Genomic DNA, 21957 nt, shown 5'->3' on the forward strand with positions numbered 1-21957 from the left:
TAACGGTCAAAGAGAGGTGTGGGAAATGAGAATGTTGCCTGTTTTGCCTGATGAATCCTTGTTCAGCCGGTTTTGTCGGACAACTACCGTGTACGGTATGTCCCCATCTTCTCTGTTAACGATCATTTTCAACAAACCTGATATGAACGTCCATCCAATTCTCAATTCAGGATTAAAGGCTATTTCTCTTCATACATCCGAAAGTGCAGATCAGCTCTGGCATGAACAGACTTTACTCCCTCTTTTTGCCTGGGCACTACCAATCAGTCGTAATGAAATTATGGATTTCAACACGACCCCTGCCAGGCTTAATCTGACCTGCCCCCACGATTAGATACAACACTCAGTTAGTAACGTCGGAATCTTCATTCTCAGAATGACCCTTTCTCCAGCCCGCTGCAAATTCAGACGGTGTCTGATAATTCAGCGTGGAGTGCGGGCGGCATTCGTTATAATCCTGCCGCCAGTCATTAATAATTTTCCTGGCATGAACGATATCGCTGAACCAGTGCTCATTCAAACATTCATCGCGAAATCGTCCGTTAAAGCTCTCAATAAATCCGTTCTGCGTTGGCTTGCCCGGCTGGATTAAGCGCAACTCAACACCATGCTCAAAGGCCCATTGATCCAGTGCACGGCAAGTGAACTCCGGCCCCTGGTCAGTTCTTATCGTCGCCGGATAGCCTCGAAACAGTGCAATGCTGTCCAGAATACGCGTGACCTGAACGCCTGAAATCCCAAAGGCAACAGTGACCGTCAGGCATTCCTTTGTGAAATCATCGACGCAGGTAAGACACTTGATCCTGCGACCGGTGGAAAGTGCGTCCATGACGAAATCCATCGACCAGGTCAGATTGGGCGCCGCCGGACGGAGCAGCGGCAGACGTTCTGTTGCCAGCCCTTTACGACGTCTTCTGCGTTTTACGCCCAGGCCACTGAGGTGATAAAGCCGGTACACGCGCTTATGATTAACATGAAGCCCTTCACGGCGCAGCAACTGCCAAATACGACGGTAGCCAAAACGCCTGCGCTCCAGTGCCAGCTCAGTGATGCGCCCTGATAAATGCGCATCAGCAGCCGGACGGTGAGCCTCATAGCGGCAGGTCGACAGGGATAAACCTGTAAGCCTGCAGGCACGACGTTGCGACAGACCGGTCGCATCACACATCAACATCACGGCTTCCCGCTTCTGGTCTGTCGTCAGTACTTTCGCCCAAGAGCCACCTGAAGCGCCTCTTTATCCAGCATGGCTTCGGCAAGCAGCTTCTTGAGTCTGGTGTTCTCTTCCTCAAGCGACTTCAGGCGCTTAACTTCAGGCACCTCCATACCGCCATACTTCTTACGCCAGGTGTAAAACGTGGCATCGGAAATGGCATGCTTGCGGCAGAGTTCACGGGCGGGTACCCCAGCTTCGGCTTCGCGGAGAATACTGATGATCTGTTCGTCGGAAAAACGCTTCTTCATGGGGATGTCCTCATGTGGCTTATGAAGACATTACTAACATCGGGGTGTACTAATCAACGGGGAGCAGGTCAAGTGGAGTAACTGACCTCAGAGAATTATCCATCCATGTTATCGAGATGGTGATAGAAGAAACTGATGTGGGTATTAGCTGGATTGTCAGGCTCTGTGCCCTGTTTACCACACTCGGTGCTTTGTTCCTTTACACTAATAAGAGAGTATTGTCCTGCCTGCTGATGACGATGAGTGGGGGCGTGGCGCTGGCTACACTTGCCTGGGGAGGACACGCCGTTATGCATGACGGTCTGCATTACTATCTCCATTTACTGAGCGATCTGACCCATCTCGGCGCTGCAGGTGCCTGGACAGGTGCTCTGGTTGCATTTGCTATCCTGCTGATGCGCAGAAACGAGCATAATGCACAGAGCGTCATTGTGATATCTGACTCCCTGGCAAAATTTGCCACGGCAGGAACGGTGATTGTTGTAGCCCTGATCCTGAGTGCGCTGGTCAACTATCTGTATATTGCTGAGGGTAACTTAACTCCCTTATTCAACAGTTCCTGGGGGAGGATATTGCTTGCCAAGACGGCTCTGTTTGTTCTGATGCTTCTTCTGGCTGCAGCAAACCGGTTTCACCTGGGTCCCCGGCTTGAAGTTATGGTCAGGGAAGGGAATTATGATCGCAGCGTTGCCCTGATGCGAAACAGCATCCTGACAGAATTCGTTGTTGCGATTATCATTCTGGGCGCCGTAGCGTGGCTCGGAATGCTTGCTCCGTCTCAGGTCAGCTAGGGGACAGCCAAAGCTCATGCGTGAGATTTTTACTTTCATATCAGCGAGTTGACCATGCAGCGTATTTTAATCGTTGAAGACGAACAAAAAACAGGTCGTTACCTGCAGCAGGGACTGGTTGAGGAAGGCTATCAGGCCGATCTCTTTAATAATGGCCGCGATGGTCTCGGGGCCGCGTCGAAGGGACAGTATGATTTGATAATACTGGACGTGATGCTGCCTTTCCTCGACGGGTGGCAAATCATCAGCGCACTGAGGGAGTCCGGGCACGAAGAACCGGTCCTGTTTTTAACCGCAAAGGACAACGTGCGGGACAAAGTGAAAGGACTGGAGCTTGGCGCAGATGACTACCTGATTAAGCCCTTTGATTTTACGGAGCTGGTTGCACGTGTAAGAACCCTACTGCGCCGGGCACGCTCGCAGGCCGCAACAGTCTGCACCATCGCCGATATGACCGTTGATATGGTGCGCCGGACCGTGATCCGTTCGGGGAAGAAGATCCATCTCACCGGTAAAGAATACGTTCTGCTTGAGTTGCTGCTGCAACGCACCGGAGAAGTGTTACCCAGGAGTCTTATCTCGTCCCTGGTCTGGAACATGAATTTTGACAGTGATACGAATGTGATTGATGTCGCCGTGAGACGTCTGAGAAGTAAAATTGATGATGACTTTGAGCCAAAACTGATCCATACCGTTCGCGGTGCCGGATATGTCCTGGAGATCAGAGAAGAGTGAGGTTCAAAATTTCCCTGACCACACGCCTGAGCCTGATTTTTTCTGCGGTGATGCTTACGGTATGGTGGTTATCAAGTTTTATCCTGATTAGCACCCTTAATGGCTATTTCGATAATCAGGACCGCGATTTTCTGACAGGTAAACTTCAGCTCACCGAAGAGTTTCTTAAAACAGAGACGTTCCGGAACAAAACGGATATTAAGTCATTATCAGAAAAAATAAACGATGCGATGGTAGGGCACAATGGTTTATTCATTTCTATAAAAAACATGGAAAATGAAAAAATTGTTGAACTCTATGCCAAAAATTCTGTTGTTCCAGCGGTCCTGCTTAATAAGTCGGGTGATATTCTCGACTATATGATCCAGACGGAAGAAAATAACACCGTGTACCGCAGTATCTCGCGGCGGGTTGCCATGACGCCGGAACAGGGTAAAAGCAAACATGTCATCATTACGGTTGCCACGGATACTGGGTATCACACCCTGTTTATGGACAAACTCAGTACCTGGCTGTTCTGGTTCAATATCGGTCTGGTCTTTATTTCTGTTTTTCTGGGCTGGCTGACCACACGTATTGGTCTGAAACCGTTACGGGAAATGACCAGTCTGGCTTCCTCCATGACTGTACACAGCCTGGATCAGCGTCTAAATCCCGATCTGGCTCCGCCGGAAATCTCTGAGACCATGCAGGAGTTCAATAATATGTTTGATCGCCTGGAGGGGGCATTCCGGAAACTGTCAGATTTCTCGTCTGACATCGCGCATGAGCTGCGCACACCAGTCAGTAATCTGATGATGCAGACGCAGTTTGCACTGGCTAAGGAAAGGGATGTTTCGCATTACCGCGAAATTTTATTCGCTAACCTGGAAGAACTGAAAAGGTTGTCACGAATGACCAGTGACATGCTTTTTCTGGCACGTTCAGAGCATGGTCTGCTGCGGCTGGATAAACATGATGTGGATCTGGCAGCCGAACTGAATGAATTACGTGAGTTGTTCGAGCCCCTGGCAGACGAAACAGGAAAGACAATCACGGTTGAAGGAGAGGGCGTTGTTGCCGGAGACAGCGATATGCTCCGACGTGCTTTCAGTAACCTGCTTTCCAATGCAATCAAGTATTCTCCCGATAACACCTGTACAGCGATACACCTTGAGCGTGACAGTGACTGTGTGAACGTGATGATTACGAATACGATGTCCGGCCAGGTTCCCGCTAATCTGGAACGTTTGTTTGACCGGTTCTATCGCGCAGACTCATCAAGGTTCTACAATACGGAAGGCGCGGGGCTGGGATTATCAATTACAAGGTCGATCATTCATGCTCACGGCGGCGAGCTGTCAGCAGAACAGCAGGGGCGTGAAATTGTGTTCAAAGTGCGCCTGTTAATGGATTAATCCCGTTGTTCAGGAGAAACCTGGAAGGTGACAAAATTGTCATCATTCAGTCACGCGATAAACAGAGGCGGTTTTTTATAATTATTCATAAATCAGGAGCAGCGTGATAACACAATCACCTGGTTCCTGGAGTGATGATTAACCCGCCCTGAGATCAACTGCTTTCTCTGTTATAAGCCATTGATTGTTTGGGTATGTAAACACCGGAGACCCAACCATGAAAAAGATTCTCGTATCATTTGTTGCCATTATGGCTGCCGCTTCATCTGCCATGGCTGCAGAGACAATGAACATGCATGACCAGGTAAATAATGCACAGGCACCTGCCCACCAGATGCAGTCATCTGCTGAAAAAAGTGCAATTCAGGGAGACAGCATGACAATGATGGATATGAGCAGTCACGATCAGGCCGCAATGTCCCATGACATGATGCAAAACAGCAATTCTGCTGCCCACCAGGACATGGCTGAAATGCATAAAAAAATGATGAAAGCTAAACCCGGAGCTACCAACGAAACAGCAAAGTCATTTTCTGAAATGAGCGAGCATGAGAAGGCCGCAGCTGTACATGAGAAGGCGAATAATGGTCAGTCTTCCGTTGTTCACCAGCAGCAGGCTGATAAGCATCGCAGTCAGATCACCCAGAATTAACCCGCAGCTCCACTTGTTAGACCCTCATTTGACGCCGAAGTCACTGGCTTACGCTCCCGTCCGGGAGCGTTTTTTTTCCCATATATCAAACTTTAACTCTGAAGAGGTGGAAGTATCTGACCAACACTGTCACGTAACGCCAGATAACTACAAAAACACCTTTTTCCTCCTGTAAATTGCAGTTCCTGCAAGAACATCAAGGCATAATGTTGGAACAGCGTGTGATACACACTTAGCATCATGTTTTGTATGTGTTTTTTTTAAAACTTTACAACTTTAAAGTCTTTTTCAGGTTAAAGGATACAACTTTAATGTCTCTACACAGCTGAGGGTAAATGACAAGCGGGCGCGGTCATTCATCATTGCATTTTAGGGGCTGACGGCGTCGTCAGTCAGGCGTACAACCTCCAGAATATTGCTGGCGGCCACGGTTCCCATCTTGATGTATGACGCTGCGCTGACGCCGCCAATATGCGGCGAAATGATGACGTTATCGACGGTCTGCCACAGGTTCGGGGCGGTCAGCGGCTCGCAGGTAAAGCTGTCGAGTGCCGCGCTGTGCAAGGTGCCATCCTTCAGCGCGTGTAACAGGGCTTCATCGTTAATTAACCCGCCGCGCGCCGTGTTCACCAGGATCGCGTTACGTTTACAGTACGCGAGCGTGTCTGCGTTGATCATTCCTCTGTTGTCGTCTGTGAGCGGACAATGCAGGGAGATAACATCGGCACGGGATAAAAGGCCGGGTAAGGTGTTTGCCCGTTCACAACCAGAAGGCATCGTTTTAGCGTAAGGATCATACGCCACAACCTGCATGCCGAATGCCTGCCCCACCAGCGCAACCCGCGAGCCAATCGCCCCCAGACCGATAAGCCCCAGCGTCATGCCTTCCAGCTCGATCGATTTGTGCGTGGCTTTATCCCAGTGCCCGTCACGCAGGCGTTTATCAAGGGTGACCACGGATTTGGCACAGGCAAGAATCAATGCCCAGGTATGTTCTGCAACCGCTGCCGCATTGGCGCCGGGGGCGGAACGAACGGCGATATTACGCGCCGCTGCCGCTGGCTGGTCTATCACGTCAATGCCGCTTCCGTGTTTCGATATAACCTGTAATGCAGGGGCTGCATCCATGATCCTTGCGGTTATTTTGCCGTAACGCACCAGGATGGCCACAGGATTGTGCCGTTCGCACAGCGTAACCAGCTGATCTTCAGTGGGCTGATGACCGGCATACACCACGTCAAAGTCTCGCAGCATGTTGACAGCCTGGTCCGCCAGGTCGCATCCCGTGACCAGTACAACGCGTTTGCCTTCCATTACAGCGTCTCCCCGTCAGATAACATGCCCGCCTTACGCAGCGCGTCGTTAAGCCAGTGTGGACGTAAATCGCCCTCACGAATAGCAGCAAGACGACGGGTCTCTGTTTCGAGTTTCCCTTTGGCCATGGCGATAACGGCCTGCACTTCATCACGCGGGATCACCACCACGCCGTCGATATCCGCCACAACCAGATCCCCGGCTCGTACCGTTGCGCCAGCGACAGAGATGGGGTGATTAACCCGGCCAGGAATTGATTTTGTCGGGCCACACGGGTTAAGACCGGCGGCGAAGACGGGGTAGTGACCTTTACTCAGGGTATCGGCATCACGTACCGCCCCGTCAATGATGATGCCCGCAATACCGCTTGCCTGGGCCTGCGTCGCCATAATCTCACCGAGCAGCGCACAGGTCAGGTCGCCTTTCCCGTCAACAACCAACACATCGCCAGGCTGTGCTACGGCCATTGCGGCATGGATGGCCAGATTATCGCCCGGGCGCACCTCCACGGTGACTGCCGGGCCCGCAACGGCCATGTGAGGCGCGAGCGGTTTGATACGACCATGCAGTGTACCGCGGCGACCGGCAACATCCGCCAGAATGGCGGCCTGATATTCGGCAGCCTGGTGAACCTGTTCAGCCGATACGCGTTCGACCTGACGATTAATCAATGATTTTTCAGAAATAGGCATATATGCCTCCATATTGTTTTACTGTGTACAATGCAGGTGTACAATACAAAACAACTATAGCGGTGTTGCTTTCCCTTTAGCCAGATCTGCGATGGCGTTTGTGATGTAAACACGAAGTGACTCACAAAAATTGAGGTACACTCACTGCCGAGCAGAAAAGGAGATGATGATGGGTAACGAAGGCGTTGTAGCGGTCGAAAAGGCGCTGGCTTTACTGGATTGCTTCCGTCCCGGCGAGGAGAGCCTGACGCTGACCGCGCTGGCGCAGCTATCGGGTTATCACAAAACCACGGTTTACCGGTTAATGAATTCGCTTGAGCGAATGAACTATGTCGTCAGGCATGATGACGGCAATTATGCGCTTGGCCCACGTCTGCTTTACCTTGGCAAACTTTATGAACAATCTTTCCATCTTTCCCGGGTGGTGCAGCCTGAGCTTCAGGCGTTATCACAGGCCTCTCAGGAGAGCGCCAGCTGGTATGTGTTAGAAGGCGGGCAACGTCTGTGCCTGTTCCGGGCAGAAGCATCGCACGGGTTGCGTCACAGCAATCTGCCGGGTACTCAGTTTCCGCTGGACGATTCTGCCATCAGTAAAGTGCTTCGCCACTGGGGTCTTAATGACGCGCTGCCAGAGGGGGAGCCCGCTGTTCCACTTTATACCGCAGGCGCTCGTGACCCGCATACCGCGGCGTTCGCGATGCCCGTCTTCGGCGTCAATGACAAGCTGATTGCGGCGCTGGCGTTGACCGGGCCCATCTCCAGACTGACTGAAGATCGCCGTGAACAGGGGATCAGCCAGCTAATGCATGCCACCGCCAGCCGCCTGTCGCAGAAAATGGGGGCCAGTAAGCCTTTCTGCCAGCAGTTTTATGGGGAAACGCAGGATACTGCGGAAGAGAGTCTCTAAGCATAAAGCGGGACGTGCGTCCCGCTTTAGTTGTGTCTAATGGGTGACCTGCTTTTCATGCAACTGAGCATTGCGGGCCTGGCGTCCCATCACCAGCACCGCGATCCCCCCCGCGACGCACAACGCCGCCAGAGGAAGCATGGCCAGCGTGTGGCTTCCCGTCCGTTCGTTGATAACACCGTAAGCGTTGACCATCACCGCGCCGCCGATAAGGTTAGCGATGGCGCCAATTGCGGCCAGCCCCGCAGCCGCCGACGTGCTGCTCATCCAGCCTGAGGCCAGCGCCCAGAAAGGCCCCTTCATTGAATACGCCCCTATCAGCATGATGCTCAGGATAACAATGGTGGCGGAAAGAGAGACGCTGACAAAGGCGGCAAATACGCCTGCGGCAATCATGAAAAGGGTCAGAGCGGTATGCCAGCGGCGTTCGTTGGTTCGGTCAGAACTGCGTCCCCACACAATCATCAGTACGGATGCCAGACCGTAAGGAATGGCGTTGAACAGACCCGTCTCCAGATTATCAAGGTGGAACGATTTCAGCAGCTGCGGTGACCAGACGCTGATGGTGGTGCCCGCTGATGACGCGCCTGCGTAAATCAGCGCCAGCAGCCAGATTTGACGATGCCTGAGCAGCTGCCATGTCGTCTGGTGTCCGATATTTTTTTGCTGTTGACGCTCGGTTTCAAGCGTCGTTTCCAGCCACTTTTTCTGTTCCGCATTAAGCCAGTTAGCCTGGTGCGGACGATCGCGAAGAACAAACCAGGCGGCAATACCCAGCAGGACGGCGGGTAAACCTTCAATGATAAACAGCAGATGCCAGCCGCGCAGACCCAGCCAGCCATCCAGCGACAGAATCAACCCGGACAGCGGCGAGCCGATAAAATTGGCCAGCGGGATCGCGACCATAAAGGACGCGATAATTCGCGCACGGTAGCGGGAAGGGATCCACCAGGTCAGAAAGAGTACGACGCCGGGGAAGAAGCCCGCCTCCGCAGCACCCAGCAGAAAACGCACGATATAAAGCGACGTCGTGTTTTGTACCAGTGCCATACACATGGACACCACCCCCCAGCTGATCATAATGCGGGGGATCCACAGACGTGCGCCAACTTTCTGCATCGCCAGATTGCTTGGAACTTCAAACAGAAAATACGCCACGAAATAGAGGCTACTGGCGAAGCCAAACGCCGCTTTGCTGAGACCGAGATCCTCATTCATCTGTAGCGAAGCCATGCCGATATTGCCGCGATCGATAATAGAGACCAGATAACTGACTATCAGAAACGGGAGGATACGCCAGATCACCTTGCGCATAGTCTCTCTTTCTATGTCCTCAGTGGCGGCAACGCCATTACGAATATGTTCTGTCATGTGTTCCTCGCAGGGTCTGTTCTTGGTTTTATCAGGTACAACTCAGTTTTATTAAACAAAACCACTATAGCGTCGGCGCCTTCTTTTTATCCAGTTAATGGAAGGTATAAATGATGTAAATAAGACGTGACTCACAGTTAACGGGCTTTACGTCATGAGCCGAAACGACAGATGCGCCACCCCCCGTTGTGAGGTAAAGTACACACCTTGCGCAGCCACAGAGCTGCGGTTTTGTGGGGTACAGGCGAATAACACGTTCCCCCATTCTCACTTCTGGTTTACGCCAGCCTGCATGGTGTTGTGGTTTGTTTTCTTAAAAGGGTTGTCTATGTCTGCTGCTCATCTCGGTTTCCCGACGGAAACCGTTGTTGTCTTCGTGGTGATGGCCGTTGGGGCGATGTTTATCGACCTCTTCATGCACCGTCACGATAAACCGATCTCGCTGAAAAGCGCGGTCATGTGGTCCATCTTCTGGGTCATGATGGCGATGGCCTTCGCCGGATTCTTATACGTGCACCACGGCGCGGAGATGGCCAGTCTGTTCCTCACCGGCTATGCGCTGGAAGAGGTGCTCTCCGTCGACAACCTGTTTGTGATGATGGCGATCTTCGCCTGGTTTGGCGTGCCGGATAGATATCGTCACCGCGTGCTCTACTGGGGCGTGCTCGGGGCGATTGTGTTCCGCGGTATTTTTGTCGCCATCGGCACCAGCCTGCTGAGCCTGGGGCCGTATGTTGAGGTCATTTTTGCGCTGGTCGTCGGCTGGACGGCGGTGATGATGCTGAGACGCAATGAAGAGAGCGATGAAGTCGAAGATTACTCCAACCATCTGGCGTACCGCCTGGTGAAACGCTTCTATCCGGTGTGGCCAAAAATCAGCAGCCATGCGTTTATCCTGACCCAGAAAGAGGTGGATGCCGAACTGGAGAAGCCTGAAAACAAGGATGTGATGGTAGGCCGCGTGAAGAAGGCGAAGCGCTACGCGACGCCGCTACTGCTCTGCGTCGCGGTGGTGGAGTTGTCCGACGTGATGTTCGCCTTCGACTCCGTACCCGCAATCATTGCCGTCAGCCGTGAGCCGCTGATTATCTACAGCGCCATGATGTTCGCGATCCTCGGCCTGCGTACCCTCTACTTCGTGCTGGAAGCGCTGAAGCAGTATCTGGTGCATCTGGAGAAAGCGGTGGTGTTACTGCTGTTCTTCGTGGCGTTCAAGCTGGGGCTGAATGCGACCGACCATTTCTGGCATCACGGTTATAACATCGGCGCCACGGCAAGCCTGTTTGTGGTGCTGGGGGTACTGGCGCTGGGGATTATTGCGAGCGTGATGTTCCCGGGAAAACGTGAAGCCTGATGTACCGCTTTTCTCCCTCTCCCTGTGGGAGAGGGCCGGGGTGAGGGCATCGGGCCGCACCTAACCCTTAATTGGTGAATTTCGGCGCTTGCTCGGATGATGAAAATGCCGCCAGTGCGGATCCTGCGCCGCCGCCAGCAACTCGTGGTCGCCACGCGTGTCGCCCCAGGCGCGCAGATGATACGCATTCAAATCCCCATACACCTTCTCCAGCCTCGCCACCTTCTGGGCACAACGGCAGTTGTGGCCGGTGATCCGCCCGGTCAGCTTGCCGTCTTTCACTTCCAGCTGCGTGCCAATCAGCTTAATGCCGAGCTTATCGGCCCACGGCTGCAATACCAGCGCCGGGGAAGCAGAGCAAATCGTCACTTCCGCACCGGAATTGACCTCGTTGGCGACGGCCAGCACACCTTCCGGGCGCATCAGCTTGTTCCAGTATTTTTCACAGAAGGCTTCCGCCTGCTGACGTAACCAGTGCTCATCCACCCCCGTCAGGAAGGTTTTGATCAACACCTCTTTCAGCTCATCTCGCGTCAGCTTGCGGCGCACACAGTGCAGCGTAGGCAGGGCCATGCGCACCAGTCGGCCAGCAAAGTAGCGCTTGCCAAAGGCAAAGCGCAGGAACGGGATAAAACTGTCGTGGTGCGTCAACGTACCATCAAAGTCAAAGACAGAGAGCACGCTGGACTTCGCCACGGCTTCGTCGGCAATCATATTGGTCATAAATACGTCTTAGCTGAAATACACATTCTGTTCACTAGTTTACCTGCTTTACCTTCATAGTCCTTATATCAGGTCGCATTTTTTCCTGAACCTGTGGCCTGACGGGTCAAACAATGTCATCCACCACGCCGCCGTCAACGCGCAGCGCCGCGCCGGAAGTCGCGGAGGCCTGCATGGAACAGACATACACCACCATATTCGCCACTTCTTCCACCGTGGCGGCGCGCTGGATCACCGAGCTGGGGCGATTCGCCATCACGAACTCTTTCGCCAGCTGCTCCAGCGATTTACCGGTTCTTTCGATCTCGTCTTTCATCATCGCGGCAAAACCGTCCGACATTGTCGGGCCCGGCAGCACGCTGTTCACCGTCACGCCGCTGCCTGCCACGAACTTCGCCAGACCGCGCGCCAGCGAGAGCTGGGCGGTTTTTGTCACGCCATAGTGGATCATATCCGCAGGAATATTGCAGGCCGATTCTGATGAGATAAACACCACGCGACCCCAGCCCTTTTGTACCATGCCGGGCAGCAGGGCACGAGAGAGGCGCACGCCGGACATCACGTTGGTTTGCCAGTAGCGTTCCCAGGTCTCGTCGTCGGTGGAATAAAAATCCTGCTGGCCATAGATCCCGGCGTTATTCACCAGAATATCGACGTGCGTGGCGACCCTGAGCAGTTCGTCAACGCCCTCCTGCGAGCTCAGATCGGCGATGGCGGCACGGACCTGTACGCCAGGCACCACCTGCTGTAGCGCCTGAATGCCTTTGTTCACCGAGTCGACGCTGCGCCCGTTCACGATCACTTCCGCACCGCTCTCCGCCAGCCCGCGGGCGATGGCAAACCCAATACCGCCGGTGGACGCGGTCACCAGCGCCACTTTCCCCGTTAAATCAATTTTCATCATTCGCTCCTTGTCATCTTTTGGTTCAAAACTTAAAGCGTAGCAGTTGACGATGACGGCTCCTGTTTAAAAAGGCGCAACAGCGTCTCAACCTGCTCGTCCAGCGGGCTGAGGGAGCGTTTGACGATGAGGTGCAGCGGCGTGGCGCGACGTACGCCGTGGCTGAGCGGCAGCGTTTTAAGGATGCCCTGCTGGAGCGGGGTCTGAATGCGTTCTTCCGGTAACCAGCCGTATCCAACCTGATACATCACCGCTTCGATCGCGGCATCGATGGTGGAGAAGGTCCACGACTCCCCGGTGGGGTGAGCGGTGGGCTGGCTGTCTGCGATCTGAATGCGCGGCCACGGTCGTAGCATCTCGTCGTTAAGCGGTGTATCCAGCGCAAACAGCGGGTGCGCGTGATGCGCGACGGCAACAAAATCGATATTCATCAGCCATTCGCCCAGGCCGGTAATGTCCTGGCGGCGGGTTAAGACCATCACGTCGGCTTCATCATTGAGCGCATCCGCGCGGCTGTTTTCCAGCACCTCGGTAAGCCGCACCTGCGTTTGCGGGTACAGCTGCTGAAACTGGCGCAAAATCGCGAACAGCCGGCTGCGCGGAAAAATACTGTCTACCATCAGGTCGATACGGGTTCGCATCCCGCTGCGCAGGGTCGCAGCGCGCGTTTCCACATAGGCGAAGGCTTTCAGCAGCGGTTTAACCTGATTCAGCAACAGCTCACCCGCCGGGGTCAGCACGGCACGCCGTCCCTCTGTCATCAGAAGCGCCACGCCCAGCCGCTCCTGCAAAAGCGACAGGTTATAGCTGACCGAGGACTGGCTGCGGTGGGTCTCTTCCGCCGCCTTAGCGAAGCTGCCCGCCTCGATGACTCTCTCAAGTAAGGCCCACTGTTCGAGCGTCGTCTTGTGCATAATTAATCTAAATTTTGGATGAATTTGATTCAAACATAGCGTTATTCATTCATTTTTTGAAGGGGTACGATCGTCTCATCAAAACAAAGGAGACATCTTATGAGCACCTTCGACAAACATGATTTAAGCGGCTTCGTCGGTAAACATCTGGTATATACCTACGATAATGGCTGGAACTATGAAATTTACGTTAAAAACGAAAACACCCTGGACTACCGTATTCACAGCGGTCTGGTGGGCAACCGTTGGGTGAAAGATCAGCAGGCCTACATTGTCCGTGTTGGGGAGAGCATCTATAAAATTTCCTGGACGGAGCCAACCGGTACCGACGTGAGCCTGATCGTGAACCTGGGCGACCGCCTGTTCCACGGCACCATCTTCTTCCCGCGCTGGGTCATGAATAATCCGGAAAAAACCGTCTGCTTCCAGAACGATCACATTCCGCTGATGAATAGCTACCGTGATGCCGGGCCAGCGTATCCAACCGAAGTGATTGATGAATTTGCCACCATCACCTTCGTGCGCGACTGCGGTGCGAATGACGATAGCGTTATTGCGTGCGCGGCCAGCGAGTTGCCAAAAAACTTTCCGGAAAATTTAAAATAAGATCGGGAACACGTGAACGAGACATCGGCCATGTTGGTTTAACCGGCATGGCCGTTTTTTATGCCGCAGAAATACCGGAGTAAGTAACCGCTTCCGCCGTTAAGGTGAAAGGCGTAGGGGTACAGACCGCCAGGCTCAGCGAGCCGAAGCGTAGCTGGCTGACCGGGAGCGACTGGGCGGTGCTGTCAATACTGACAATCTGCCACGCGCTGCCGCCACGCTGTTTGACGATCGCCTCTTTGCGTGTCCAGATGCGCCAGAATGCGGAAAGCTGCTCTTCCGGCGCTTCACGTTCCAGCTCGTCATGTTCGGTGAGGCTGAAAACGGCATTCGCCAGCGCCTGCCAGTTCTCCCGCGGGCGGATCACTTCGATATCGCAGCCCACTTCACCTTCATCGCTCATCAGCAGGGCAATATCGTCCCCGCTGTGGCTCAGGTTAAACCACAGCGGATGGCCGTTAGCGAAGGCCGGTTTTCCCTGCTCGCCGTAAATTATCTCGGGAAGCGGTGAGGGGGATAACGTTCTGGCGAGCAGCGTCCGGCCTGCAAGCCAGGAAGCGTGTCGTGCACCCTGAGGTGCCATGTCTGCGAGCGTTGACGCCAGCGGGTCCGCGCTAAGGGTGGAGATCTTTCCCAGTACAAACTGGTACATAGTTACGCCCAGCGTTTAATGATTATCGAGGTATTGATGCCGCCAAAGGCAAAGTTATTGCTCTGAATAAATTCGCAATCAATCGGGCGGGTTTCCCCCATAATATAATCTAAAGCGCCGCATTGCTCATCCGGTTGTCTTAAATTGAGCGTCGGCGTGAACCAGCCCTCCCGCATCATGTGCAGACTCAGCAAGGCTTCCAGCGCGCCGCAGGCGCCCAGGGTATGGCCGAAATAACTCTTTAAGGATGAGATGGGCACGCTGTCGCCGAAAATGGCGGCGGTCGCCTGACTCTCGGCGATATCCCCGCGATCGGTTGCCGTGCCGTGGGCAGAAATATAACCAATCTCCTGAGGGCCAAGGCCCGCCATCACCAGCGACTGCGCCATACACACCTGCATGGTTTCACGCTGGGGCTGGGTGATGTGCGCCGCATCGCAGTTGGTGGCAAAGCCCACGATCTCGCCATAGATTGTCGCCCCGCGCGCTCTGGCGTGATCCAGCGCTTCCAGCACCAGCGTGCCCGCCCCTTCGCCAATCACCAGGCCATCGCGCTGAACGTCAAACGGCGACGGCGTGGTTTTTGGCGCGTCGTTACGCTGGCTGGTGGCAAACAGGGTATCGAAAACCGCCGCTTCCGACGGGCACAGCTCTTCCGCGCCGCCTGCCACCATCACCGTCTGGTAGCCGTGACGAATCGCTTCCCAGGCGTAGCCAATCGCCTGGCTGCCAGAGGTACAGGCGCTCGAGGTGGGGATCACCCGTCCGCGCAGGCCAAAGAACAGCCCGGTATTCACCGCCGTGGTGTGCGGCATCATCTGCACGTAGGTGGTGCCGGTGATGTTGTGGGTGTGCTTTTCGGTGAGCATGGAGGCAAACTCGCTGACCGGCCCGGTGCTGCCGGTCGACGAGCCGTAGGCGATGCCGGTCTGACCGTTGGTCAGCACCGCGTCGTCGATCAGCCCCGCCTGCTCCAGCGCCAGCTCGGTGGCGCGGGTAGAGAGCAGCGACACGCGGCCCATGGCGCGAATGCGCTTACGGGTATAGTGAGCGGGGAGAGTGAAGTCTTCAATCGGCGCGGCGAGCAGGGTTTGCAGGCCGTCATACGCCTGCCACTCCGTCATGGTACGCACCGCATTTTCATATTCGCGCAGACGGCGCGAGATGGTCGGCCAGTCCTCGCCGAACGCGGTGACGCCGCCCATGCCCGTAATCACTACCCGGCGGGTCATAGCATGCCTCCGTTAATCGAAATCACCTGACGCGTCACATAGCCTGCTTTATCCGACATCAGGTAACTCGCCAGTCCGGCGACCTCCTCGGCCTGGCCCATGCGCTGCATCGGGATCATCGACATCGCCGCGTGCAGCGCGGCTTCGTCCATCTCGATCATGCCGGTATCGATCAGCCCCGGCGCGATGCAGTTGACGGTGATTTTGCGTTTTGCCAGTTCGGTGGCGAGCGCTTTGGTGGCGCCGATGATCCCGGCTTTCGCCGCGCTGTAGTTCACCTGCCCACGGTTGCCCATAATGCCTGACACCGACGACAGGGTGATGATCCGCCCGCCCTTGCGGGTGCCGATCATCGGCATAATGCAGGGATGAATGACGTTATAAAAACTGTCGAGATTGGTGTGGATCACGCTGTCCCAGTCATCGTCGCTGAGCGCCGGAAAAGCACCGTCGCGGGTAATACCGGCGTTACTGACCACGCCATACCACGCGCCGTGGTCAGCGATCTCCTGTTCCAGCACCGTGCGGCACTGCTCGCGGTTGCCCACGTCGAAGGTGAGTAAACGGCCCGCGCCGCCTGCCTGGACAATCGCTTCCAGCGTCTCCTGCGCGCCCGCTTCATCACGATGGTAATGCACGCCGACGGTGAAACCGTCCGCCGCAAGCTGAAGGGCGATAGCGCGGCCAATGCCTTTGCTGGCGCCGGTGACCAGTACGGATCTCATGATGGTGTTCCCTGGTTAAAAAGTGTGGTTAATTCGTCCTCGCTCGGCTGGAAGGTGTTCACGCGGCCCGTGGCGAGGGAGACATTATCCGCATGAATGGCGCACTCGAAGCTGCCAAAGCGTTCATCCTGCATCAGACGTTCGATGGTGATGGTCAGCGTGCAGCCTGCGGCAAAATGCCCTGCGTCGCACACCAGCTCGCGCGCGCCCAGCACCATACCCAGCGCACAGTGCGGCAGCCCTTTTTGCATCCGGTGCCATTCAGACCAGACGCCCACGGTCTGGGCCATCAGCTCCAGCGCAAACCAGCCAGGCAGGTTGCCGTCCGCGTCCAGAAACGGAGCCAGAACGCCCCGATCGTTCACCGTCACGCTGCAAACGGCGCGGTCATCGGTAACGCTTTCCACGCTCTCAAGCAGCAGCATCGGCGTGTCGTGAGGAAGATAATCCCCGGGAGGTAAGTAGCGCATCATACCCTCCCCAGCAGAAGGCTGGCGTTGTTGCCGCCAAACGCGAAGGAGTTTGACAGGATCGCCGGTTTATTCAGCGGTGCGCTCTGGTGCAGCAGGCCGAAGGCGGGCAGGGTGTCGTCCGGCGCGTAGCGGGAAAAATCCTGCGGCGGCAGCGGCAGGTCTCGGGTCAGGATCAGCCAGCTCAGGGCGGCCTCGGTGATCCCCGCAGCGCCCAGCGTGTGGCCGGTAAGATGTTTCGTGGAGCTGCACGGCACGCGGTCGCCAAAGAGATCGTGGATCACCTGCGCCTCAATGCGATCGTTCAGCGGCGTGGCGGTGCCGTGCAGGTTGATATAACCGACGTCCGCCGCCGTCATGCCCGCCTCGTTCAGCGCCTGGTTAATGGCGCGGATCGCCCCTTCACCCTGCGGATGCGGGGCGGAAATATGGTACGCATCGCTGGATTCCCCCGCGCCCAGGAGCGCAACCTCGCCCGGCTCGCGGGTCAGCACCATCAGTGCCGCCGCTTCGCCAATGGTGATCCCCCGACGGTGGCGGCCAAACGGTTCGCACAGGGTTGGGGAGAAGGACTCCAGGCTGTTGAAGCCGTTGACCGGCATACGGCTCAGGCTGTCGGCCCCGCCGACGATGGCGACGTCCACCAGCCCGGCGTCAATCAGGCGCCGACCGCTGATGATCGCCCGCGCGCTGGAGGAGCAGGCGGTTGAGATGGTATACGCCGGGCCGTCCAGCGCAAGCCAGCGGGCGAGAAAGCGCGACGGATCGCCCAGCTCCTGCTGCGGATATTGCCACTGCGGGCTACTCTCGCCGTTCTGCGCGCGGCGCACGTACTCATCACCCTCGTCCAGCCCGGAGGTGCTGGTGCCCAGCACAACCGCCACGCGGTCGCGTCCCACGCGCGCAATGGCCGCATCGACGGCGGGCCGGATTTGCGCCAGCGCCGCCAGCAGCAGCTGGTTGTTGCGGCTGCGATGCGCAGAAAAAGACCCGGGGACAGGGGGAAGTTCACCCTCCACGCCTCCCAGCACGGCCTCGGGTAAGCCCTGTAGCCAGCCCGCACGCTGACGCATCCCGGGGGCCACACCAGCGATCAGGTTCGCCGCTATTTCATCAGCCGAGTTGCCGAGCGCGTTGACCATGCCAACGGCAGAAAGGTAAATCATCTCAGTCACCCAGATATTGAATGGTGATGTGGTAGTGAAAAGCGTGCTGCACAATGCTAATCGGTTCGCGCCTGCCGTTACGGTTCAGGTAGACAATTTCCGTGACCAGTTTGCCCTCGGGGTTGCGCAGTTCGCGTCTGGTGTCAGTATCGTTCAGCGTCCAGCCTTTCGGCAACTGCGGCTGCCAGGCGCTGAGCGGCCAGTGGCTCAGCATCACGTCGGCCAGCACCTGGCTGGCGGGCGGCAGCTGCGGCATCACAACCGACTGCTCGGTGTGGATCCCGGTGTTGTCGTAGGTGGCGAGGAACAGGCGGATCCCGACGGAGGAGAGGCCGGCAAGCGCCACTTTATTTCCATCGGCGTTCAGCATCACCAGCAGCGACTGGGTCTGGCCTTTAAAACTGCCGGTAAGCAACTGCTGCACGCGGATGGCAGGCGTGATGCCCGGCGGGGGCAGCGTGACGCGGGTGCCGGGCTGGAGCCAGGCCTGAGGGCGCGCGTCATCGCGGTTCGTCGTATGGCTACACCCCGCCAGCAACAGGGCCATCATCACTGCCGCCAGGCGAATGAAACGGGTCATGGTAAGTTCTCTTTGTTAGACGGCATCGCCAGCGGGGCGAGCAGGAACGCGGTGAAGATACCGCTCACCAGCACAATGCCAAAGCTGCTGATGGCCTGAGTGGTGCTGAACACCAGCATCCCCAGCGTCAGCAGGGTAGTCATCATGGCGAGGGTAATCGCCAGCATGGAGGTCAGCGGCGTGCCGCGCGGGTTGCTGAAAAACAGCGTGTAGTTAATGCCAATGCCGAGGACCAGCACCAGCGCCAGCAGGGAAAACAGGTTCACCGGATGGCCCGTCATGGCCAGCGCCGCCAGCCCGCCGCCCAGCGACAGCACGGACGGCACCAGCGCCACCAGCCCTTTTCGCCAGCCGAGGCGTAGCATCGCGCCGCAGGCAATCACTGCCAGCGCCACGCCCAGCAGCCCCGTCAGCAGCGAGCGGTAGAGCGCAAACAGGCTGTCGAAGCTGGCCTTACGGTCAACCCAGACGACCCCGGGATGGCGGGCGGCCAGCTCACCGAGCGCGGCGCTGTTTCTGACGCCATCGACCGGAACCAGAACACCGCTTTTGCCGTCCGGCAGCGTCAGCCACAGCAAACGCCAGCCCTCGCTGGCCGGGCTGGCGAGCCACGCTTCCACGCTGACAGGCATGGCGTTCAGGTTCGGTTCACTGGTCTTCAGCCCCGTGCTTTGCAGCATTTTCATCACCGTCGGCGCGGCGTTACGCAGCAGATGCAGATCGCTGTTCTGCCGCGCCAGCGAGTTCAGCGGCAGGGTGCGCCAGCGGGTTAATTCGCCAGCTTTTTGCGCCTGCGCCAGCGCCGGGGTAAACGCCTCCAGCCGCTCCAGCGTTTCCTGAGCCGACGCGCCGTACACCACGAACCACTTCTGATCGACATTTTGCCCGGTCAGGGCGGTGATGGTTTTTTCCTGCGCCAGAATGTCCTGCGGCAGCGCCTGAAGCCGGGCGATATCGTCATCCACCCGCAGGCTGGCGATCCCGATGGCGGAGAGCAGCGCCAGCGCTACCGGCAGCCCGACAGAGAGGGCTTTACCGTCGCGCCAGGCGTTCAGCCAGCGCTGCATCATCCCGCTCAGGGGGACCGGGCGGACCGGCATGCCCCGGCACAGCCACGGATGCCAGAACATTACCGTCAGGCACGAGGCGCTCAGCCCTGCGGCGGCGAACACCGCCATCTGACGAATGCCGGGGAAGGGGGCCAGCATCATGAAGAGATACGCCACGACGGTGGTCAGCAGCGCCAGCAGCAGCGCGTTACGTACCTTCGCCAGGCTTTGCCAGGGCGAGTGCTCCGCGCCGTGCACCATCCGCTCCGTGAGGTAGTAAATCGTATAGTCCGCCGAGATGCCGATAATGCTCATGCTCATCACCAGCGTCATCAGGTGCAGTTCACCGAACAGCAGCAGCGTCACGACCGTCCCCGCCAGCGCGCCGATGGCAATGGAGAGCAGGCTCAGCAGCAGCGGACGCACGGAGCGAAACACCGACACAATCAGCAGGATCACCCCGAGCACCGTGGCGACGCCAAGCGTGGAAATATCTTTTTTAGCCTGCTGGCTGGCGTAATCGCTGTAGAACACCGTCCCGCGCGAGAGCAGCTGCGCCTGTGGATACTGGCTTTTCAGCGTCTGCTGCAACGCGTTAAGGGTGGTCACCAGCTGGTGGGTTTGCTGCATATCAAACGACGAGCCCGCCAGCTCGCCGTGCAGCAGATACCAGTAGTTCCCGGCCGTATCTTTTGTCACCAGCCAGCCGTCCATCAGCTGCATCTTCTGGCTGTTCTTCGCCAGTGCGAGCTGCGCGCCGCGCATCAGCATCAGCGGATCGTTTTGCAGCTCCTTGCCGCTCACGCCGGAAAAGGCGGAGTAGAGCTGGGACAGGACCCACTGTGCCTGCGCTTCACCGCCGTTTTGCAGGCGGGCGCGGGTGGCCGGATCGACCAGGCCATTGCGGTGTTGCCAGAAGAATTCACCCCAGGCCTGTTGCCCGGCGGCATCCAGCGGACCTTTTACGACACTTAACGCCTGGCTGCGTTGCAGCAGGGTTAACCACTGCTTCGCCACGCGCGGGTCCGGCTGTTTACCGGGGCTGACCAGCCAGATGAGCTGGCGGTCGAGGCGCTGCATAAATCCGTCGTTGAGAGCGGGAGGGATCGCGCCGAGCGTCTGTTTCGGCAGCATGGCGAGCACGCTGCTGTTCAGCCGCGCGCCGGGCAGCAGCGACAGCAGCACGCCCAGCAGGATCAGGCATACCGCGGCCCACAGCAGCGCCGGGCGCAGGGCGTTACGGTGCGGCAAAGCGCTGGCGTTCTGCATCGGTCAGGCGGGCGGGCGTCAGTTGGTGGCGGGAGAGGGCGATATCCGTCGTGTCGCCCTGCTTATCGTTCAGGCGAATGTATTCCAGATAGATCGCGCCCTTCAAATCAAGGGTGGAGAAAATCTTGTCCAGCGGCGTGGTGACGGGCGTCAGCACCAGTGACCAGCGGCCTTCGCCCAGGTCTTTGAAATCGACGCGGAAGTTCTCTTCCAGCACCTTGCGGTCGGCCTGGAACAGCGCCCGCAGCAGATGGTTGAACTGGAACATCTGCGGGTTAGTGTCGGCGGTAATGGTCTGCGGCGACTGACCGTTGACGATCTGCACCATCCGTTTGTCATCCAGCAGCAGCGTCATCGGGAACGGCGCTTTTTGATCCCACAGCAGGCCATTGTCACGGGCGATCAGCATCTCCCCCTGCGAGCGCAGGGGCTGAGGCATGTCCTTGATCGTGCGGGTCTGTTCGAAGTGTGCGCGCACCACCGGTTGCTCCGCAAACCGCTGTTGCAGTTCATCCAGCGTGACCGCGTTCACCAGCGGGCTTACCAGCACCGCGAGTAGCGTTATCCATTTCATGGCGCGATCCCCATGCGTTCGAACAGAATGGCCGGGCTGACAAAGCACATCTCCCGGCTTGCTTCTTCCACCGCCACCTGAATGGTGTAGCCGGTGGTGGTGCGTTTCCCGGTTTGCGCGTCGAAGATTTGATAGGCGATGCGCAGACGGTTTTCAACCTCTTCAATGTGGGCGCGGATGCGAATGCGCTGCTCGAAGGTCACCGCGTCGCGGTATTTCACCCGGGTATCCACCACCGGCCAGACGTAGCCGGACGCTTTCATCTGGCGATAGCCGTAATCAAACTGGTTGAGCAGCGCTTCGCGGGCAATCTCAAAGTAGCGGAAGTAGTTGCCGTGCCACACCACGCCCATCATATCGACGTCGTGGAACGGAACGGTGATTTCAACTTCAGCCGTAAAGCGGGGATCGGTCAGCAC

At 56.9% G+C, this 21957-nt stretch carries 22 protein-coding genes and 2 pseudogenes; 8 read left to right on the forward strand and 16 right to left on the reverse strand.

Annotation, left to right across the window (positions count from 1 at the left end):
• Positions 1-25: 25 nt before the first annotated feature.
• Positions 26-322 (forward strand): annotated as a pseudogene (locus tag RHN82_RS10845) (TniQ family protein); the annotation flags it as partial.
• A 21-nt stretch (positions 323-343) separates the two neighbouring features.
• Here the strand turns inward: RHN82_RS10845 and RHN82_RS10850 are convergent.
• Positions 344-1464, reverse strand: a protein-coding gene (locus tag RHN82_RS10850) for an IS3-like element ISSen4 family transposase (RefSeq protein ID WP_085950818.1) whose coding sequence is annotated in 2 segments (ribosomal slippage) — positions 344-1206 and positions 1206-1464 — 1122 coding nt in all. Because the reading frame shifts where the segments join, the coding sequence is not laid out codon by codon here.
• A gap of 71 nt (positions 1465-1535) precedes the next feature.
• Here RHN82_RS10850 and pcoD point away from each other — a divergent pair.
• From pcoD to pcoE, 4 genes and pseudogenes are all read left to right on the forward strand, one after another.
• Positions 1536-2255 (forward strand): annotated as a pseudogene (gene pcoD / locus RHN82_RS10855) (copper resistance inner membrane protein PcoD); the annotation flags it as partial.
• Between the two features lie 54 nt (positions 2256-2309).
• Complete coding sequence (pcoR, locus tag RHN82_RS10860; protein WP_001188930.1) at positions 2310-2990, forward strand: copper response regulator transcription factor PcoR; 681 nt, start codon at positions 2310-2312, stop codon at positions 2988-2990.
• Positions 2987-4387 carry a copper resistance membrane spanning protein PcoS gene (gene pcoS, locus RHN82_RS10865; RefSeq protein WP_040119791.1) on the forward strand — a complete coding sequence of 467 codons (1401 nt, stop codon included), beginning with the start codon at positions 2987-2989 and terminating at the stop codon, positions 4385-4387. The genes pcoR and pcoS overlap by 4 nt, the downstream gene beginning before the upstream one ends.
• Before the next feature lie 217 nt (positions 4388-4604).
• Entirely contained in the window at positions 4605-5039 is a 435-nt protein-coding gene (gene pcoE / locus RHN82_RS10870; RefSeq protein WP_000723069.1) for a copper resistance system metallochaperone PcoE, read from the forward strand.
• Positions 5040-5408: 369 nt separating this feature from the next.
• On the opposite strand, the gene RHN82_RS10875 is transcribed toward pcoE, so the two are convergent.
• Both RHN82_RS10875 and RHN82_RS10880 read right to left on the reverse strand, forming a co-directional pair.
• Positions 5409-6353 (reverse strand): hydroxyacid dehydrogenase, encoded by a 945-nt coding sequence (locus RHN82_RS10875; RefSeq protein ID WP_047050578.1) that lies wholly within the window; start codon positions 6351-6353, stop codon positions 5409-5411.
• Positions 6353-7045, reverse strand: a complete 693-nt coding sequence (locus RHN82_RS10880) for an RraA family protein (protein WP_047050576.1) — start codon at positions 7043-7045, stop codon at positions 6353-6355. The genes RHN82_RS10875 and RHN82_RS10880 overlap by 1 nt, the downstream gene beginning before the upstream one ends.
• Positions 7046-7214: 169 nt before the next feature.
• Between RHN82_RS10880 and RHN82_RS10885 the strand changes: the two genes are divergently transcribed.
• On the forward strand, positions 7215-7952 hold the full coding sequence (locus tag RHN82_RS10885; RefSeq protein WP_047050575.1) for an IclR family transcriptional regulator: 738 nt from the start codon (positions 7215-7217) through the stop codon (positions 7950-7952).
• Between the two features lie 36 nt (positions 7953-7988).
• Here RHN82_RS10885 and RHN82_RS10890 read toward each other — a convergent pair whose 3' ends face one another.
• The gene (locus tag RHN82_RS10890) at positions 7989-9323 is read right to left on the reverse strand and encodes an MFS transporter (RefSeq protein WP_047050573.1); all 1335 of its coding nucleotides are present in this window, start codon (positions 9321-9323) and stop codon (positions 7989-7991) included.
• A gap of 328 nt (positions 9324-9651) precedes the next feature.
• Here RHN82_RS10890 and RHN82_RS10895 point away from each other — a divergent pair, with 328 nt between their 5' ends.
• Positions 9652-10677: a TerC/Alx family metal homeostasis membrane protein gene (locus RHN82_RS10895; RefSeq protein ID WP_047050571.1), complete on the forward strand. Its 1026-nt coding sequence runs from the start codon at positions 9652-9654 to the stop codon at positions 10675-10677.
• Between the two features lie 60 nt (positions 10678-10737).
• Here RHN82_RS10895 and RHN82_RS10900 read toward each other — a convergent pair whose 3' ends face one another.
• The 3 genes from RHN82_RS10900 to RHN82_RS10910 all read right to left on the reverse strand — a co-directional run bounded on the left by RHN82_RS10900 (position 10738) and on the right by RHN82_RS10910 (position 13215).
• On the reverse strand, positions 10738-11400 hold the full coding sequence (locus RHN82_RS10900) for an HAD family hydrolase (protein WP_003861228.1): 663 nt from the start codon (positions 11398-11400) through the stop codon (positions 10738-10740).
• Between the two features lie 106 nt (positions 11401-11506).
• Positions 11507-12301 (reverse strand): SDR family NAD(P)-dependent oxidoreductase, encoded by a 795-nt coding sequence (locus RHN82_RS10905; protein WP_032649780.1) that lies wholly within the window; start codon positions 12299-12301, stop codon positions 11507-11509.
• A gap of 32 nt (positions 12302-12333) precedes the next feature.
• Positions 12334-13215: a LysR family transcriptional regulator gene (locus RHN82_RS10910; RefSeq protein WP_032649778.1), complete on the reverse strand. Its 882-nt coding sequence runs from the start codon at positions 13213-13215 to the stop codon at positions 12334-12336.
• A 99-nt stretch (positions 13216-13314) separates the two neighbouring features.
• On the opposite strand from RHN82_RS10910, the gene RHN82_RS10915 reads away from it, so the two are divergent.
• Positions 13315-13821: a phenolic acid decarboxylase gene (locus tag RHN82_RS10915; protein ID WP_032649776.1), complete on the forward strand. Its 507-nt coding sequence runs from the start codon at positions 13315-13317 to the stop codon at positions 13819-13821.
• 58 nt (positions 13822-13879) lie between these two features.
• On the opposite strand, the gene acpT is transcribed toward RHN82_RS10915, so the two are convergent.
• The 9 genes from acpT to RHN82_RS10960 are packed head-to-tail and all read right to left on the reverse strand — an operon-like array spanning position 13880 to position 21957.
• A complete protein-coding gene (gene acpT / locus RHN82_RS10920) occupies positions 13880-14473 on the reverse strand; it encodes a 4'-phosphopantetheinyl transferase AcpT (protein WP_032649774.1) in 594 nt (197 codons plus the stop codon).
• Between the two features lie 2 nt (positions 14474-14475).
• Positions 14476-15705 carry a beta-ketoacyl-ACP synthase gene (locus tag RHN82_RS10925; protein ID WP_047050568.1) on the reverse strand — a complete coding sequence of 410 codons (1230 nt, stop codon included), beginning with the start codon at positions 15703-15705 and terminating at the stop codon, positions 14476-14478.
• A complete protein-coding gene (locus RHN82_RS10930) occupies positions 15702-16433 on the reverse strand; it encodes a 3-ketoacyl-ACP reductase FabG2 (protein WP_026094333.1) in 732 nt (243 codons plus the stop codon). The genes RHN82_RS10925 and RHN82_RS10930 overlap by 4 nt, the downstream gene beginning before the upstream one ends.
• A complete protein-coding gene (locus RHN82_RS10935) occupies positions 16427-16903 on the reverse strand; it encodes a 3-hydroxy-fatty acyl-ACP dehydratase (protein ID WP_100245290.1) in 477 nt (158 codons plus the stop codon). Before RHN82_RS10935 ends, RHN82_RS10930 begins: the two co-directional genes overlap by 7 nt.
• A complete protein-coding gene (locus RHN82_RS10940; protein WP_047050566.1) occupies positions 16900-18066 on the reverse strand; it encodes a beta-ketoacyl-[acyl-carrier-protein] synthase family protein in 1167 nt (388 codons plus the stop codon). The genes RHN82_RS10935 and RHN82_RS10940 overlap by 4 nt, the downstream gene beginning before the upstream one ends.
• A gap of 1 nt (position 18067) precedes the next feature.
• Positions 18068-18646: a DUF3261 domain-containing protein gene (locus RHN82_RS10945; protein ID WP_045328555.1), complete on the reverse strand. Its 579-nt coding sequence runs from the start codon at positions 18644-18646 to the stop codon at positions 18068-18070.
• Positions 18643-20964: an MMPL family transporter gene (locus RHN82_RS10950; RefSeq protein ID WP_047050563.1), complete on the reverse strand. Its 2322-nt coding sequence runs from the start codon at positions 20962-20964 to the stop codon at positions 18643-18645. Before RHN82_RS10950 ends, RHN82_RS10945 begins: the two co-directional genes overlap by 4 nt.
• Complete coding sequence (locus RHN82_RS10955) at positions 20933-21538, reverse strand: outer membrane lipoprotein carrier protein LolA (protein WP_047050561.1); 606 nt, start codon at positions 21536-21538, stop codon at positions 20933-20935. Before RHN82_RS10955 ends, RHN82_RS10950 begins: the two co-directional genes overlap by 32 nt.
• On the reverse strand, positions 21535-21957 hold the full coding sequence (locus RHN82_RS10960; RefSeq protein WP_003861252.1) for a thioesterase family protein: 423 nt from the start codon (positions 21955-21957) through the stop codon (positions 21535-21537). Before RHN82_RS10960 ends, RHN82_RS10955 begins: the two co-directional genes overlap by 4 nt.

Origin of the sequence: Enterobacter cloacae complex sp. EB5, from assembly GCF_031432835.1 — a bacterium.
In the GTDB taxonomy this organism is placed as follows: Bacteria; Pseudomonadota; Gammaproteobacteria; order Enterobacterales; family Enterobacteriaceae; genus Enterobacter; species Enterobacter hormaechei_C.

Bases quoted from the DNA above. Each gene is read 5' to 3' on its own strand.
- RHN82_RS10895 (WP_047050571.1), top strand. From the start codon at position 9,652: ATGTCTGCTGCTCATCTCGGTTTCCCGACGGAAACCGTTGTTGTCTTC.
- RHN82_RS10940 (WP_047050566.1), bottom strand. From the start codon at position 18,066: ATGATTTACCTTTCTGCCGTTGGCATGGTCAACGCGCTCGGCAACTCG.
- RHN82_RS10900 (WP_003861228.1), bottom strand. From the start codon at position 11,400: ATGACCAATATGATTGCCGACGAAGCCGTGGCGAAGTCCAGCGTGCTC.
- RHN82_RS10915 (WP_032649776.1), top strand. From the start codon at position 13,315: ATGAGCACCTTCGACAAACATGATTTAAGCGGCTTCGTCGGTAAACAT.
- RHN82_RS10880 (WP_047050576.1), bottom strand. From the start codon at position 7,045: ATGCCTATTTCTGAAAAATCATTGATTAATCGTCAGGTCGAACGCGTA.
- RHN82_RS10885 (WP_047050575.1), top strand. From the start codon at position 7,215: ATGGGTAACGAAGGCGTTGTAGCGGTCGAAAAGGCGCTGGCTTTACTG.
- RHN82_RS10890 (WP_047050573.1), bottom strand. From the start codon at position 9,323: ATGACAGAACATATTCGTAATGGCGTTGCCGCCACTGAGGACATAGAA.
- RHN82_RS10905 (WP_032649780.1), bottom strand. From the start codon at position 12,301: ATGAAAATTGATTTAACGGGGAAAGTGGCGCTGGTGACCGCGTCCACC.
- acpT (WP_032649774.1), bottom strand. From the start codon at position 14,473: ATGTACCAGTTTGTACTGGGAAAGATCTCCACCCTTAGCGCGGACCCG.
- RHN82_RS10925 (WP_047050568.1), bottom strand. From the start codon at position 15,705: ATGACCCGCCGGGTAGTGATTACGGGCATGGGCGGCGTCACCGCGTTC.
- RHN82_RS10945 (WP_045328555.1), bottom strand. From the start codon at position 18,646: ATGACCCGTTTCATTCGCCTGGCGGCAGTGATGATGGCCCTGTTGCTG.
- RHN82_RS10910 (WP_032649778.1), bottom strand. From the start codon at position 13,215: ATGCACAAGACGACGCTCGAACAGTGGGCCTTACTTGAGAGAGTCATC.
- RHN82_RS10950 (WP_047050563.1), bottom strand. From the start codon at position 20,964: ATGCAGAACGCCAGCGCTTTGCCGCACCGTAACGCCCTGCGCCCGGCG.
- RHN82_RS10935 (WP_100245290.1), bottom strand. From the start codon at position 16,903: ATGATGCGCTACTTACCTCCCGGGGATTATCTTCCTCACGACACGCCG.
- pcoE (WP_000723069.1), top strand. From the start codon at position 4,605: ATGAAAAAGATTCTCGTATCATTTGTTGCCATTATGGCTGCCGCTTCA.
- RHN82_RS10955 (WP_047050561.1), bottom strand. From the start codon at position 21,538: ATGAAATGGATAACGCTACTCGCGGTGCTGGTAAGCCCGCTGGTGAAC.
- pcoR (WP_001188930.1), top strand. From the start codon at position 2,310: ATGCAGCGTATTTTAATCGTTGAAGACGAACAAAAAACAGGTCGTTAC.
- RHN82_RS10875 (WP_047050578.1), bottom strand. From the start codon at position 6,353: ATGGAAGGCAAACGCGTTGTACTGGTCACGGGATGCGACCTGGCGGAC.